Below are 14,208 nucleotides of genomic sequence, written 5' to 3' on the forward strand. Positions count from 1 at the left end.
GCACTCCCACCCCTTCTGCATCCCCCTCGTGGCACTCCCCGCCGGGCGGAGTGCTGACCCCGGACCGGACGTGCGCCAAAATCGAGAACAAGGTCACACGCGACGCCCCTCCTTCCGCTCCGTTGACGGGCGCTAACCTGCGGACATGAAGGTCCCGCCCGAAAGGCTCCCCCTCGCCGCCGAGTTCCCGGCCGCGCACCGAGAGCAGTGGCAGCAGCTCGTCGAGGGCGTGCTGCGCAAGTCCGGCGCCCAGCCCGAGGACGGCGCCGCCGCCGAGCAGGCGCTCACCACCGCGCTCCCGGACGGGCTCCGCGCCCGCCCGCTGTACACCGCCGAGGACACCTCGGTCGAGGCCGGCTACCCCGGCTTCCCGCCGTTCATCCGCGGCGGCCGGCCGCAGGGCTCCGCCGTCGCCGGGTGGGACGTACGCCAGCGCCACGCCGACCCGGACCGGCGGCGCACCAACGAGGCCGTGCTGGCCGACCTGGAGCACGGTGTCGGCTCGCTCTGGCTGGAGCTAGGCGACGCGGGCCTGCCGGTCGCCGCCCTGCCCGAGGCGCTCACCGGCGTCTACCTGGACCTGGCCGCCGTGGCACTCGACGCCGGGCCCGAATTCACCGCCGCCGCCGAGCAGCTGTTCAAGCTCTACGAGGAGCGTGAAGTCTCCCCCGGCTCCGCCGCCGGCAACCTCGGCGCCGACCCGCTCGGCCTCCAGGCCCGCACCGGCTCCGCCGACCGTACCGAGGCCCTGCTCGCCGAGGCCACCGCGCTGGCCGCCCGCTGCGCCGCCGGGTACCCGCAGCTGCGCGCCCTCACCGTGGACGCCCTGCCGTACCACGAGGCCGGCGCCTCCCCCGCCCAGGAGCTGGGCTGCGCGCTCGCCACCGGCGTCGCCTATCTGCGCGCGCTGACCGCTACCGGCCTCTCGGTGGACGCCGCGCTCGGCCAGCTGGAGTTCCGCTACGCCGCGGACGCCGACCAGTTCCTCACCATCGCCAAGTTCCGCGCCGCACGCCGCCTCTGGGCCCGCGTCGCCGAGGTCTCCGGCGCCGGTGACGAATCCTCGGCACAGCGCCAGCACGCCGTCACCTCCCGGGTGATGATGACCGCCCGCGACCCGTGGGTGAACATGCTGCGCACCACCGTCGCCTGCCTGGCCGCCGGAGTCGGCGGCGCCGACGCCGTCACCGTGCTGCCCTTCGACAGCGCGCTCGGCCTCCCCGACGCCTTCGCCCGCCGGATCGCCCGCAACACCCAGTCGATCCTGCTGGAGGAGTCCCACCTGGCCCGGGTGATCGACCCGGCCGGCGGCTCCTGGTACGTCGAGCAGCTCGGTGAGGAGCTGGCGCAGGCCGCCTGGGCCTGGTTCCAGGAGATCGAGCGGGCCGGCGGCCAGCAGGCGGCCCTGGAGTCCGGTCTGGTCGGCGAGCGGATCGCCGCGACCTGGGCGGAGCGCTCCACCAAGCTCGCCAAGCGGCGCGAACCCGTCACCGGCGTCAGCGAGTTCCCGAACCTTGACGAGCAGCCGCTGGTCCGCGAACCGGCCCCGGCCGGGCCCACCGGCGGGCTCCCGCAGGTGCGCCGCGCCGAGGCGTACGAGGCGCTGCGGGACCGCTCGGACGCGCACCTCGCAGCGACCGGCGCCCGTCCGGCGCTGTTCCTGGCCTCGATCGGCACCGCCGCCGCGCACACCGCGCGCACCACCTTCGCGGCCAACCTGTTCCAGGCGGGCGGCATCGCGACCTCCTCGCTCGCGTCGGTGGACCCGGCCGCGTTCGCCTCGGCGTTCCGGGACTCCGGTGCGAGCGTCGCCTGCCTGTGCTCCAGTGACGCCCTGTACGGCGAGCACGCCTCGTCCGTCGCCCAGGCCCTCAAGGACGCCGGCGCCCAGCGGGTGCTGCTGGCCGGCCGCCCGGCCGAAGTACCTGCCGGAGTGGACGAGTTCATCTACGCGGGCGGGGACGCGGTCGCCGTCCTGACCTCCCTGCTGGACCTCATTGGAGTGGCGCGATGATCCCCGACTTCACCGGAATCGGGCTGAACGGCGACAGCGCCCGCCCTGACACCACCGACGCCCAGAGCGTCACCGACGCCCAGTGGCAGGCCGCCTGGCGCCGGTCCACCGGCAAGGACGCCGACGAGCTGGTCTGGGACACCCCCGAGGGCATCGGCGTCAAGCCGCTGTACACCGCGGCCGACCTCGAAGGCCTGGACTTCCTGGAGACGTACCCCGGCATCGCCCCGTACCTGCGCGGGCCGTACCCGACCATGTACGTCAACCAGCCGTGGACCGTCCGCCAGTACGCGGGCTTCTCCACCGCCGAGGAGTCCAACGCCTTCTACCGCCGCAACCTCGCGGCCGGCCAGAAGGGCCTCTCCGTCGCCTTCGACCTGCCGACCCACCGCGGCTACGACAGCGACCACCCGCGCGTCACCGGCGACGTCGGCATGGCGGGCGTCGCCATCGACTCGATCTACGACATGCGCCAGCTGTTCGACGGCATCCCGCTGGACAGGATGTCGGTGTCGATGACCATGAACGGCGCCGTGCTGCCCGTGCTCGCGCTGTACATCGTCGCGGCCGAGGAGCAGGGGGTGCCGCCGGAGAAGCTGGCGGGGACCATCCAGAACGACATCCTCAAGGAGTTCATGGTCCGCAACACCTACATCTACCCGCCGCAGCCGTCGATGCGGATCATCTCGGACATCTTCGCGTACACCTCGCAGAAGATGCCCCGGTACAACTCGATCTCCATCTCCGGCTACCACATCCAGGAGGCCGGGGCCACCGCCGACCTGGAACTCGCCTACACCCTGGCCGACGGCGTCGAGTACCTGCGCGCGGGCCTGGACGTGGGGCTGGACGTGGACGCCTTCGCGCCGCGGCTGTCGTTCTTCTGGGCGATCGGCATGAACTTCTTCATGGAGGTCGCCAAGCTGCGCGCGGCCCGGCTGCTGTGGGCCAAGCTGGTCAAGCAGTTCGACCCGAAGAACCCCAAGTCCCTTTCGCTGCGCACCCATTCGCAGACCTCCGGCTGGTCGCTGACCGCCCAGGACGTGTTCAACAACGTGACGCGTACGTGCGTCGAGGCGATGGCCGCCACCCAGGGCCACACCCAGTCGCTGCACACCAACGCCCTCGACGAGGCGCTGGCGCTGCCGACCGACTTCTCCGCCCGGATCGCCCGCAACACCCAGCTGCTGCTCCAGCAGGAGTCCGGCACCTGCCGGGTCATCGACCCGTGGGGCGGCTCCGCGTACGTCGAGAAGCTCACCAACGACCTCGCCACCCGCGCCTGGCAGCACATCCAGGAGGTCGAGGCGGCCGGCGGCATGGCCAAGGCCATCGACGCCGGCATCCCCAAGATGCGCGTCGAGGAAGCCGCCGCCCGCACCCAGGCGCGCATCGACTCCGGCCGCCAGCCGGTGATCGGCGTCAACAAGTACCGGGTCGAGAACGACGAGCAGATCGACGTCCTCAAGGTCGACAACTCGGCCGTGCGGGCCCGGCAGATCGAGAAGCTGCGCCGGCTGCGCGAGGAGCGCGACGAGGCCGTCTGCCAGGACGCCCTGCGCGCGCTCACCGCCGCCGCCGAGGCCGGCCCCCAGCGCGGCGGCTCGCTCGACGGCAACCTGCTCCACCTGGCCGTCAACGCCGCCCGCGCCAAGGCCACCGTCGGCGAGATCTCCGACGCCCTGGAGAAGGTGTACGGCCGCCACTCCGGCCAGATCCGTACCATCTCCGGTGTGTACCGAGACGAAGCGGGCCCGTCGGCCTCCCTCCAGCGCACCCGCGACCTGGTCGAGCGGTTCGAGCAGGCCGAAGGCCGTCGGCCGCGCATCCTGGTCGCCAAGATGGGCCAGGACGGCCACGACCGCGGCCAGAAGGTGATCGCCACCGCCTTCGCCGACCTCGGCTTCACCGTCGACGTCGGCCCGCTGTTCCAGACCCCGGCCGAGGTCGCCCGCCAGGCCGTCGAGGCGGACGTCCACATCGTCGGCGTCTCGTCGCTGGCCGCCGGGCACCTGACGCTGGTGCCCGCGCTGCGCGCCGAACTCGCCGCGGCGGGCCGGGAGGACATCACCATCGTGGTCGGCGGCGTCATCCCGCCGCAGGACTTCGAAGCCCTGTACGAGGCCGGCGCGGCAGCCGTGTTCGGCCCGGGCACGGTCATCCCGGACGCGGCCTTCGACCTGCTGACGGCCCTGGCGGCCGAGCTCGGCCACGAGCTGTGACGGCCTGATCGCCATGCCTCCGCGGACGATCGACCTCGACAGCTACGTGACGGGAGTACTGGACGGCTCGCGCGCCTGGATCGCGCGCGCCGTCACCCTCGTCGAGTCCACCCGGCCCGACCATCGCGTGCTCGCCCAGCAGCTGCTCCGACGGCTGCTCCCGCACGCGGGCGGCGCGGTCCGGGTGGGCATCACCGGCGTACCCGGCGTCGGCAAGTCGACCTTCATCGACTCCTTCGGCACCATGCTCACCGGGCAGGGCCACCGGGTCGCCGTACTCGCCGTCGACCCGACCTCCACCCGGACCGGCGGCTCCATCCTGGGCGACAAGACCCGGATGGAGCGGCTGGCCGTCGACCCGGCGGCGTTCGTACGCCCCTCGCCGACCTCCGGGACGCTCGGCGGGGTCGCCAAGGCCACCCGGGAATCCATGGTGGTCATGGAGGCCGCCGGGTACGACGTCGTCCTCATCGAGACGGTGGGGGTGGGCCAGTCGGAGACGACGGTCGCGGGGATGGTCGACACCTTCCTGCTGCTCAGCCTCGCCCGCACCGGAGACCAGCTCCAGGGCATCAAGAAGGGCGTGCTGGAGCTCGCCGACGTCATCGCCGTCAACAAGGCGGACGGCCCGCACGAGCGGGACGCTCGCGCGGCGGCGCGTGAACTCGCGGGCGCGCTGAGGCTGTTGCAGCCGCCGGACGCGGCGTGGACACCGCCGGTGCTCACCTGCAGCGGGCTCGACGGGGCCGGACTCGACGTGCTGTGGGAACGGCTCCAGCAGCACCGCAAAGTGCTCGACGCGACGGGCGCGCTGGCGGCGAAGCGGCGGGAACAGCAGGTCGAGTGGACGTGGTCGATGGTCCATGACCAGCTGTACGCCCGGCTGCACGAACACCCGGAGGTGCGGAGGATCGCCCCCGAGCTGGAGGAGCAGGTACGGGCCGGTACGCTGCCGGCGGGGCTGGCCGCACAGCGGATCCTGGACAGCTTCTTCGGCAATTCCTGAGGGAGGCACGGGCGTTGGCCACCATCGTCGAGGACGTTCAGATCGACGCCGACGCGGAGTCGGTGTGGGACGCCGTACGGGACGTGGGCGCCGTGCACCGGCGCCTCATCCCCGGCTACGTCCTCGACGCCCGGGTGGAGGGAGACGTCCGCTACCTGACCATGCCGGGCGGGTCCGTGATCCGCGAGCTGATCGTCAGCGTCGATGACGAGCTGCGGCGCTTGGCGTACTCGGCGGTCGAGGGCTTCAAGATTCCGCTGACCCACCACCACGCCTCGTTCCAGGTGATCGCGGAGGGGCCTGGCCGTTGCCGTCTGGTGTGGACCACCGACGTGCTGCCGCATGACATGGCCGACCAGGTCCGGCTGCGGGTCGCGCGCGGAGCCCAGGTGATGAAGGAGACCCTGGAGACCCTGGAGACCGGCTGACGGCTACGCGGCGGGCAGGCGGCAGTGCCCGGCCCCCGATGCGCCAGATCCTCCTCTGAGCATTGGTGATCAGCGATTGTGACCCGATGCGAACGCCGTCAACACCGCAGCGGAGAAGAGCAGCCACCACACGAGACGCACCAGGCAGACGGCCCCGGGCATCACGCCACCTCGGAGAGCCGGCGGAGTTCGTGCGCCGTGCCCCACCCGTGCGTGGGGCACGGCGCTTCGGTGTTCTCCAGGTACTCGAACCAGACCACCTTGCCCACGTCCGCCGGACGCCACCCCCACGCGTGGGCGAGCGCCCGCACCAGCAATAGGCCGCGCCCGGTGGTCCCTTCGGGATCACGCTCTCGATGCGGAAGGCCCGGACATCGGTCGGCCACCTCCACCCGCACCCGGCCACTGCGCCAGCCGACGGACACGACACACCGCTCCCCCGTGTGCAGGAGCGCGTTCGCGATGACCTCGCTCGCGCACAACTCCACATCCTGGAGCCCGTCTTCCGTCAGCGGCACCTCCCACTCCCGCAGGATCGCCCCCACCAGCCGACGAGCCGCCGGCACGGCATCGGCCCCCGGCGGCACACCCCACTCCAGAGGAACCGGAAACCGGGCGGTGTTGAGCGGACTGACGATCAGTTCCGATCCCATTGCTTCTCCATCCCTACGGGTGGGCGAGTTGCCGATTTCGACACTCCGCTCCACCGGCGAGCGGTGACCGTCAGCCAGACGGCAGCGAGAGAGACCCACACGTAGCTCTCCGCTACGGTGACGAAACTGAAAGTAGTCGCAGAATTTCTGCGAGTCAAGGGGATCTGCTACTCGCAGACCTTCACTCAGTCGTGCGAGACTCAACCAACCAGGAAGGGGAGAACCATGGGATTCGGTCTTGTCGTTCGCTTCATCGCTCACGACCCAACTGCCGCTCAGGCCTTCGACCGTCTGGCGGAGGAGGCGCTCAACGGCATCCGCGCCCAGGAGCCCGGAACCCTCGTCTACGTCAACCACGCTGTTGCGGACGAACCGCGCGTCCGGGTCTTCTACGAGCTGTACGCGGACCGCGAGGCCTTCGAGGAGCATGAGCGTCAGCCTCATGTCCGCCGATTCCTGGCCGAACGCGGCCAGTACCTCGAATCGTTCGAGGTCACCTTCCTCGACGAGATCTCCGGCAAGGGCACCGCCGGCGACCAGGCTCTCCAGTGAGCCCGGAAGAGAGGCGTGCCTTCGGCGCCCGGGTCGCACAGCTTCGCAAGAGTCGCGGTATGAGGCAGGACCAACTTGCCGCCGCTATCAGCCGGACTGCCAGCTGGGTGTCACAGGTCGAGCGAGGCGTCCAGCCCGTCGTGCGCCTCGACGTGCTCCAACTTCTGGCCAACGGACTCGGTGTCTCCGTCCAGACACTTCGGCCCGACGCCCCGCCTCCCGCCGCTTCGCCACCTGCTGCTTCGGACCAGCCCAACGACCTCGACCTGGCACGGCTGTCGCTCTCGGGGCACCCTGCTCTCGATGCGCTGCTCGCCACTCAGGACCGGGCAGTCGCCCATGACCCTGCCGAACTGGCAGGCACCGTCGAACGACTCTGGCAACTGACTCACACCACCCGGTTCGCCGAACTGAGTTCGGCCATCGCCGACGCCCTGCCCCGATTGGAGCGGGCGGCACGGACCGCCGACGCGGGCGATCGAGCCGAGATCCACCTACTCCTCAGCCAGGCGTACCAAGCACTCGCCGCCGCCTTCGTCCGGCAGGACGAGGCCGATGCAGCCTGGGTAGCCGCCGATCGCGCCATCCGAGCGGCCGAGCAGTCCGGCCAACCCCTGCACGTCTTCGCCGGCACCTTCAGGATGGCTCACGCGTTCGTCCGGCTGCAGCGGCTGGACCAGGCAGAACACGTGGCGAAAATGGCGGTCGCCGCCCTGCGGACGCACTCTTCAACGAGCAGACCATCACCGGAGACGCTCTCGGTCCTCGGATCACTCCACCTGGTTCTCGCGTTGGCAGCCGCACGTGGCGGCCGACGCGAGCAGGCCCGGAGAGAGATCGCCAGCGCCCGGGACATCGCCGCACAACTCGGCGAAGACCGGAACGACTTCAATCTGGAGTTCGGACCGACGAACGTGGAGATCCAAGCCGTCTCCACCGCCGTCGAACTCGGCGATGCAGGCGAGGCTCTGGAGCTGGGACACCGGATCGACGCCGGCCGGCTCTCGCCCGAGCGAAGGTCCAGACTTCTCATCGACCTCGGACGAGCCCACGCTCAACGACGGAATCTCGGAGAGGCGCTCGATTGCCTTCTTCGCGCCGAGGAGGTGGCACCGGAGAGCGTTCGAAACCACGTTGCGGCTCGGGCGACGATCCGTGAACTCATCCTCATCGCCGGCCGTGGCGCACCGCCGGATTTGGTGAAGCTCGCCAAGCGTGCGAACGCCACAGGATGACGTCAGGTACCAGCCCCACGGGCACTGCCGCCGCCGCCCTCCCACCGAGGGCGGCGGCGTGCGGCCAGGCCCACGGGTTCTGTGTAAGTCACACCGGCCGGGCGGCGGCAACGGCATCGGTGTACAGCTCGGTGGTCAAGTCGTCCTCCCCGATACCGAGTTCTGCCAGCACGAGACGAACCTCACCGAGAGCCGCAGCCAGATCGGCCTCGGTAGCAGTCGAGGTCTCCACCTCGATGAACGTCGCATCGTCCAGCTCGGGCACGCGCACCAACGTGGCCAGCAGACGCCACCCGTTCTGCTCGAAGCCGTAGTTGCGGCACCGCTTCTCGAACGCGATGCGCGGGACGAACCCCAGGCCCCGGACGATCTCGTGCATCGCCCCGGCGTCCTCAACCCGGGTCTCGGCCTCCGGCTTCGAGCCGGAGGCCTCGTCCACCCGGGCGCCCTTGTACGTCAACACCGTGCGGGTGTCGTCCGGGCCGTGCACGGTCCGGATCCGCAGCTCACGGTCGCCGCCCAGCAGACTGCCGTCCGGGGCGTCGTAGTACGTGTCGCGGTAGACCTCCGCGCGGCCGGTGCCGTACTGCTGCTCCAACTGCTTGAGCACGCCTTCCGGGTCACGCACGACCGCCTTGAGCTCCGCCTCGATCGCCATCCTCGTCCCTCCGTCAGATCACGCGCTCAGCGTTCTCCACCATCACGTCGAACTGCCGACGCCAGCCCCGGTACAAAGGGCCATGTGGGGTGGGCAGCACCTTATAGGTTGCCGACTCGTGTCCCTCCCAATCCGTGTCGAAGGACCCGACGAAGAGGGTGCGGTCCAGTCTGATGATCCGCCACACCGGCAGCGTCCGATACCGGTACACCTCGACCTGGCCGAACTCTGAGAGCTCCCTCATCCGAGCCTCGGCCAGCCGGATGCCGTCGGCGAGCGAGGCGGCGGACTCTCCGATCTCGGCGGCTCGACGCTCTGCGGCGGGCGACTCCGGATCCAGGAGCAGCACCCGTAAGCGCGGAGCGGGATCCTCCGACCGGTGGACGTGTTGACGCAACAGGGAGTCACGCAGGGCCAGGAGACCAAGCCCCCGCACCGCAAGCATGTCCAGCTCCGATACCGCCCTCGCCGTATCCCGGATTTCGGCGGCCGCCGACGCCTGGTTGCTGTACACGCGCACGATCTCGGGAAACGCGGCCAGGTCGAACGCAGATCCGGGAGCATGTCGTCCGTCCGATCGCGGCGCCAGCCCCAACAGGCGGCGAGCATCGTCGGGAAGGTTGAGCCCGTCCGCGATGCGCTCGAAGACGTCCAATTTCGTGACGATCCGACGCCCGTTGACGATCTCGTTCACCCGGGCCTGGGTCATTCCCACCTGCACCGCGAGCCGGGCCTGACTCGCTCCGCTGTGGTGCTGCACGTACCGGAACAGGGCGGCAACGTCACGGTCCCGCAGCGCACGCCGGACTTGTTCGTTCTGCCATGCGAGGTCGGCGAGCCTGATCGGTTCGAGCGCGGTACCCACAAGGTTCGCCCCTTGTCCGTCGATCCATCCCACGGTGAGATTACCGTCTGGATATGGGAGTTGACTTTCGGTGAAGCGATTCTGAGTGCGTGCCCCTTCGCGGGCACGACCATCACGATCCTCAGGAGATGACCATGGGATGGGGTACCGGCAAGGGCGGGAGCTCCGGCGGCGGAAGCGGCGGCAAGGACGGCGGCCAGGGCAAGCACGCCGGGAAGAAGGACTTCAACACGAGCAAGTCGACCCCGGACACGTCGTCCGGGCAGAAGACGGGCAAGCACAGCAAGGACGAGGGCGAGAACAAGTGACACTCCCGCAGCACTCCCCGGAGCAGGCCGCTTTCGCCGGCCTGCTCCGGGTCGTCTCCGACTTCCTCGGCCACGACGTGGCACCCGAGTGGCGCAGCGCCGCCGAAGCGGCTCCGCGCCACCGCTTCCTTCCCGACCGGATCTGGCTCTCCGGAGACGACGAGGCGCTGACGGCCTGCGATCGTGGGCGGGAGCCCGAACGGTGGTTCGCTGCCGCCTACAGTGACGTGCCGGTGGTGACGCAGCTCAACGACGGGAAGGAGCCGGAGGACAGCTCTGATGCCGTGCCCTCCTCCTCCGCCTCTGCCCCGTCGATCGTGTTCCGGATGCTCGAACTACTGGACCTCGCACCGGGGATGAGGGTTCTCGAGGTCGGCGCGGGCACGGGCTTCAACGCCGCACTGCTGTCCCATCGGCTGGGAGACGTCAACGTGACCACTGTCGAGATCGACCCGGTCCTGGCCGAGCAGGCGCGGGCCAACCTCAAGGCCACTGGCTACGCACCCGCCGTCGTCTGCGGTGATGGAAGCCTCGGCTGGACCCCCGAAGCACCCTACGACCGGGTGATGGCCACGTGCTCGGTCCAACGCGTTCCCCAGGCCTGGATCAGCCAGACCAGGCAGGGTGGCGCCGTGCTCACGCCCTGGGAGACCCCGTGGATCTGCGGCGGGCTGCTCCGCCTCACCGTCGGTGACGACGGGAGTGCCTCCGGGCGCTTCACCGCCGACAGTGCGTTCATGCTGATGCGGACGCAACGCCGGGATCTGCGGCTGTTCCGGGATGTGGTCATGGACGACCACGTCCCGGCCGAGTCCACCACCGCCCTCGACCCGTGGACGGTCGCGGACTCCTCCTTCGGGACCCAGTTCGCGCTCGGCCTCCGGCTCGGCGACCTCTGGTACGCCTGGCACCACGACCCCGACGTCGAGGGGGTGGAAACCCGGCTCTGGGTCGCCACGACCGGCGGCGACTCCTGGGCCGCCGTCGACTGGGACGGCACCCGGGACACCGCGCGCTACACCGTGTGGCAGCACGGTCCCCGCCGCCTCTGGGAGGAGGTGGAGGCCGCGCACCGGTGGTGGCTGGAGAACGGGCGACCCGGGCCGGAGCGGTTCGGGTTGACCGTGACGCCCGACGGGCAGTGGGTGTGGCTGGACGAGCCGCGTGCCGGGTCCGGATTCGCCGCTCGGCCGGCTCTCCAGGAGACTGATCGATGTGACTGATGTGCGAGAGATCCTGGACTACCAGACCTTCGGCCGGGCGGTGCGCGAGCTGGCGCAGACGATCGCCGACGACGGCTTCGAGCCCGACCTGGTGCTGAGCATCGCCCGAGGCGGGGTGTTCGTGGCGGGCGGGCTGGCGTATGCGCTGGACTGCAAGAACATCCACCTGGTGAACGTGGAGTTCTACACCGGGGTGGGCACCACTCTGGAGATGCCCGTGATGCTGGCGCCCGTCCCCGCCGCGATCGACTTCACCGACAAGAAGGTGCTGATCGCCGACGACGTGGCGGACACCGGCAAGACGCTGAAACTGGTGCACGACTTCTGCGTCAGCCACGTCGCCGAGGTCCGTTCCGCCGTGATCTACGAGAAGCCGCACTCCCTGGTGAAGTGCGAGTACGTGTGGAAGCGGACCGACGACTGGATCGAGTTCCCGTGGTCGGCGCAGGACCCGGTGGTCAAGCGCCCCGGCCAGGTGCTCGACGCCTGACCGGCCGGGTCCGGCGGAGGGTCCGGCGGAGGGGGCGGCCTCAGTGGGTCGCGCCCTCCGGGACGCGGAGGTCCACCGTACGGGTCGCCGCCGCCGTGAGGAGGGCGCGCAGGGCGTGGGCGACGGTTTCGGCGGGCAGGCAGGGCTGCGAGCCGTCGAGGACCTGCTCGGGCAGGGCGGGGATGTGGACGAAGCCGCCGCGGGCGGTGGGGTGCTCGGTGGCGAGCGTGTGCATCAGGGCGTAGAAGACGTGGTTGCAGACGAAGGTCCCCGCGGTGTGGGAGAGGGAGGCGGGCACGCCCGCCTCCCGGACGGCGGCCACGCAGGCCTTGACGGGCAGGGTGGCGAAGTAGGCCGCGGGGCCGCCGGGGACGACGGGCCGGTCGACCGGTCGTCGGCCCGCGTTGTCGGGGATGCGGGCGTCGTCGACGTTGATGGCGACGCGTTCGACGGTGACGTCCGGCCGGCCGGCTGCCTGGCCGAGGCAGACGACCAGGTCCGGGGCGCACTCCTCCATCGCGGTGCGCAGTTCCTCGGCCGCCTGCCCGAAGACGCAGCTCAGCCGGGTGGCGGTGACCAGGAGCCCCTCGGGCGGGTTGTCGGCGACGAGGCGGGCGACCTCCCAGGAGGGGTTGACGGCGGCGCCGTCGAACGGTTCGAAGCCGGTGAGCAGGACCCTGGTCATGGCGGAAGCCTTTCCGGAAGGGGGCCGGTCAGAATGCGAAGAGCGACATGATGGCGATGTTGCAGACCAACAGTGCCCCGGCCGTGGGGAGTTGCGCCTTGATCGGCCCGTACTGGTCCTTGAGTTCGAGCAGCGCCGCCGGGACGAGGTTGAAGTTGGCCGCCATCGGCGTGACCAGGGTGCCGCAGAAGCCGGCCAGCATGCCGACGGCCAGGACCACGCCCGGACTGCCGTGCAGTTGGGTGATCAGGATCGGCCAGCCGATCGCGGCGGTCATCACCGGAAAGGCGGCGAAGGCGTTGCCCATGATGATCGTGAACAGCGCCATGCCCACGCAGTAGAGCGCCACCGCAACGTACTTGCTGTTGTCCGGCAGGAAGTGGGTGGTGATCCTGCCGACTTGGGTGCCGACGCCGGCGCTCTGGAAGATCGAGCCCAGTACGGCGAGGAGTTGGGGCAGCAGCAGGGCCCAGCCCATGGCCTCCAGCAGTCCGCGGCCGGAGTGGAGAGCGACGACGGGATTGCGCTCGCGGGTGAGCAGCAGCGCCAGACCCAGGGCGACGAGCGAGCCGATGCCGAGCCCGAGCAGCGTCTCGCTGCCGGTCTGCAGCAGCAGACCGCCGCCCAGGTGCACGCCCTTGAGGAGCGTTCCGCAGACCAGCGCGACCAGCGGGAGCGCCAGCGCCGGGATGAACAGCCGGCTGCCGAGGCGCGCGGCGGAAGCGGCCCGCCGCTCGGGGGCGGCGGCCGTGGACGTGCCGCGGCCGGTGAAGCCGAAGCCGGCCAGACAGATCATCGCCAGGACGGCGACGCCCAGCGGCGCGGCGGGCGCGCTCTTGTCGGCGACCCACGTGCCGTAGACGAAGCTCGCGCCGAGCAGGCCCCAGAAGGCGGCGCTGCCGTGGCGCTTGGGGTTGCCGCGGTCCGCGGCCATCTGCGCGGCCATCGCGATGAAGACGGCTCCGACCAGCCAGTACAACCACTCGACCTTGATCACTTGCTGGTCTCCTCGATGCGGTCGGCGGCGGTGGCCGTGGTGGCGGGCGCTGCGAGCAGGTCCCGGGCGAGGGCGCGGTCCAGGCGCAGCAGGCGCGCGCCGTGGATGAGGGTGGCGCAGACCGCGGTGGGGATGGCCCACAGGGCGAGCTGCACCGGCTCCAGGTCGGTGTGGTACGTCGCGTCGACGAAGCCGGTGATCAGGAGGATCGAGCCGACGGCGAGGAAGCAGTCCTCGCCGAAGAACAGCCCGACGTTGTCGGCGCTCGCGGCGAAGGAGCGCACGCGTTCGCGGGCCTTGTCGGTCAGGGCGCCGTGGTGGCGCTCGGCGGCGGCCTCGGCCATCGGCGCGACCATCGGGCGCACCGCCTGGGCCGGTCCGCCGAGGCCGGTGAGGCCGAAGGCGGCGGTGAGCTGGCGGAGCACCAGGTAGACCGCGAGCACGCGTCCGGCACTGGCCTTGGCCAGCTTGTTCATCAGGGTGCGGGCCTGCTCCTGGAGGCCGTGGCGCTCCAGCAGGCCGATCACCGGCAGGGTGATCGCGAAGAGGGTCACCGAGCGGCTGGAGGCGAAGCCGGTGCCGAAGGCCTCCAGGACCTTCAACGGGCTCATCCCGCCCAGCAGTCCGGTGAGGACGCCGGCGGCGCCGACGACGAGGAGCGGATTTCGCCGGGTGGCGAACCCGGCCACCACGACGAGGATGCCGACAAGAACGATCATGTTCCTGGCCGCCTTTCGGACGGGCCTCCGCCCCGCGGGTGGCCGTCTGGGACACCACGGGCGGAGGAGGCCGCGGCCTGGGTGGGCCGCGACCGTGCGGGGGTTGCCGCGAGGCTAGGGGATTGTGGAACAATCCGACAAGAGTTCAGGAGG

General features: G+C 70.7%; 15 protein-coding genes. 9 read left to right on the plus strand and 6 right to left on the minus strand.

Going from position 1 to position 14,208, the window contains the following annotated elements; genetic code table 11:
• The first annotated feature begins 145 nt into the window (after positions 1-145).
• The 4 genes from ABTY61_RS20380 to ABTY61_RS20395 are packed head-to-tail and all read left to right on the plus strand — an operon-like array spanning position 146 to position 5,670.
• Positions 146-2,014 (plus strand): methylmalonyl-CoA mutase family protein, encoded by a 1,869-nt coding sequence (locus ABTY61_RS20380; RefSeq protein ID WP_350506412.1) that lies wholly within the window; start codon positions 146-148, stop codon positions 2,012-2,014.
• A complete protein-coding gene (gene scpA / locus ABTY61_RS20385; RefSeq protein ID WP_350506413.1) occupies positions 2,011-4,236 on the plus strand; it encodes a methylmalonyl-CoA mutase in 2,226 nt (741 codons plus the stop codon). Before ABTY61_RS20380 ends, scpA begins: the two co-directional genes overlap by 4 nt.
• A gap of 13 nt (positions 4,237-4,249) precedes the next feature.
• Positions 4,250-5,242, plus strand: coding sequence for a methylmalonyl Co-A mutase-associated GTPase MeaB (meaB, locus tag ABTY61_RS20390; RefSeq protein WP_350506414.1), 993 nt, complete (start codon positions 4,250-4,252; stop codon positions 5,240-5,242).
• 14 nt (positions 5,243-5,256) lie between these two features.
• The gene (locus tag ABTY61_RS20395; RefSeq protein WP_350506415.1) at positions 5,257-5,670 is read left to right on the plus strand and encodes an SRPBCC family protein; all 414 of its coding nucleotides are present in this window, start codon (positions 5,257-5,259) and stop codon (positions 5,668-5,670) included.
• 161 nt (positions 5,671-5,831) lie between these two features.
• Here ABTY61_RS20395 and ABTY61_RS20400 read toward each other — a convergent pair whose 3' ends face one another.
• Positions 5,832-6,323: an ATP-binding protein gene (locus ABTY61_RS20400; RefSeq protein WP_350506416.1), complete on the minus strand. Its 492-nt coding sequence runs from the start codon at positions 6,321-6,323 to the stop codon at positions 5,832-5,834.
• Between the two features lie 225 nt (positions 6,324-6,548).
• On the opposite strand from ABTY61_RS20400, the gene ABTY61_RS20405 reads away from it, so the two are divergent.
• Entirely contained in the window at positions 6,549-6,875 is a 327-nt protein-coding gene (locus ABTY61_RS20405) for a putative quinol monooxygenase (protein WP_350506417.1), read from the plus strand.
• Positions 6,872-8,110 carry a helix-turn-helix domain-containing protein gene (locus ABTY61_RS20410; RefSeq protein WP_350506418.1) on the plus strand — a complete coding sequence of 413 codons (1,239 nt, stop codon included), beginning with the start codon at positions 6,872-6,874 and terminating at the stop codon, positions 8,108-8,110. Before ABTY61_RS20405 ends, ABTY61_RS20410 begins: the two co-directional genes overlap by 4 nt.
• An 88-nt stretch (positions 8,111-8,198) precedes the next feature.
• Here ABTY61_RS20410 and cyaB read toward each other — a convergent pair whose 3' ends face one another.
• Entirely contained in the window at positions 8,199-8,768 is a 570-nt protein-coding gene (gene cyaB / locus ABTY61_RS20415) for a class IV adenylate cyclase (RefSeq protein WP_350506419.1), read from the minus strand.
• A gap of 13 nt (positions 8,769-8,781) precedes the next feature.
• Positions 8,782-9,666 carry a helix-turn-helix domain-containing protein gene (locus ABTY61_RS20420; RefSeq protein WP_350506420.1) on the minus strand — a complete coding sequence of 295 codons (885 nt, stop codon included), beginning with the start codon at positions 9,664-9,666 and terminating at the stop codon, positions 8,782-8,784.
• 101 nt (positions 9,667-9,767) lie between these two features.
• Here ABTY61_RS20420 and ABTY61_RS20425 point away from each other — a divergent pair, with 101 nt between their 5' ends.
• Genes ABTY61_RS20425 through ABTY61_RS20435 form a run of 3 tightly spaced genes read left to right on the plus strand, consistent with a single transcriptional unit; the run spans position 9,768 to position 11,654 of the window.
• A complete protein-coding gene (locus ABTY61_RS20425; RefSeq protein ID WP_350506421.1) occupies positions 9,768-9,941 on the plus strand; it encodes a hypothetical protein in 174 nt (57 codons plus the stop codon).
• Positions 9,938-11,164 (plus strand): methyltransferase domain-containing protein, encoded by a 1,227-nt coding sequence (locus tag ABTY61_RS20430; RefSeq protein ID WP_350506422.1) that lies wholly within the window; start codon positions 9,938-9,940, stop codon positions 11,162-11,164. The genes ABTY61_RS20425 and ABTY61_RS20430 overlap by 4 nt, the downstream gene beginning before the upstream one ends.
• Positions 11,157-11,654 (plus strand): phosphoribosyltransferase, encoded by a 498-nt coding sequence (locus ABTY61_RS20435; protein WP_350506423.1) that lies wholly within the window; start codon positions 11,157-11,159, stop codon positions 11,652-11,654. Before ABTY61_RS20430 ends, ABTY61_RS20435 begins: the two co-directional genes overlap by 8 nt.
• 40 nt (positions 11,655-11,694) lie before the next feature.
• Here ABTY61_RS20435 and pcp read toward each other — a convergent pair whose 3' ends face one another.
• From pcp to ABTY61_RS20450, 3 genes are read right to left on the minus strand one after another with little or no spacing between them, the layout of a single operon-like run.
• Positions 11,695-12,339: a pyroglutamyl-peptidase I gene (gene pcp, locus ABTY61_RS20440; RefSeq protein ID WP_350506424.1), complete on the minus strand. Its 645-nt coding sequence runs from the start codon at positions 12,337-12,339 to the stop codon at positions 11,695-11,697.
• A 28-nt stretch (positions 12,340-12,367) separates the two neighbouring features.
• Positions 12,368-13,336: a DUF979 domain-containing protein gene (locus tag ABTY61_RS20445; protein ID WP_350506425.1), complete on the minus strand. Its 969-nt coding sequence runs from the start codon at positions 13,334-13,336 to the stop codon at positions 12,368-12,370.
• Entirely contained in the window at positions 13,333-14,055 is a 723-nt protein-coding gene (locus tag ABTY61_RS20450) for a DUF969 domain-containing protein (protein ID WP_350506426.1), read from the minus strand. Before ABTY61_RS20450 ends, ABTY61_RS20445 begins: the two co-directional genes overlap by 4 nt.
• Positions 14,056-14,208 lie beyond the last annotated feature (153 nt).

Origin of the sequence: Kitasatospora sp. NPDC096128, assembly GCF_040303105.1 — a bacterium.
GTDB lineage: Bacteria > Actinomycetota > Actinomycetes > Streptomycetales > Streptomycetaceae > Kitasatospora.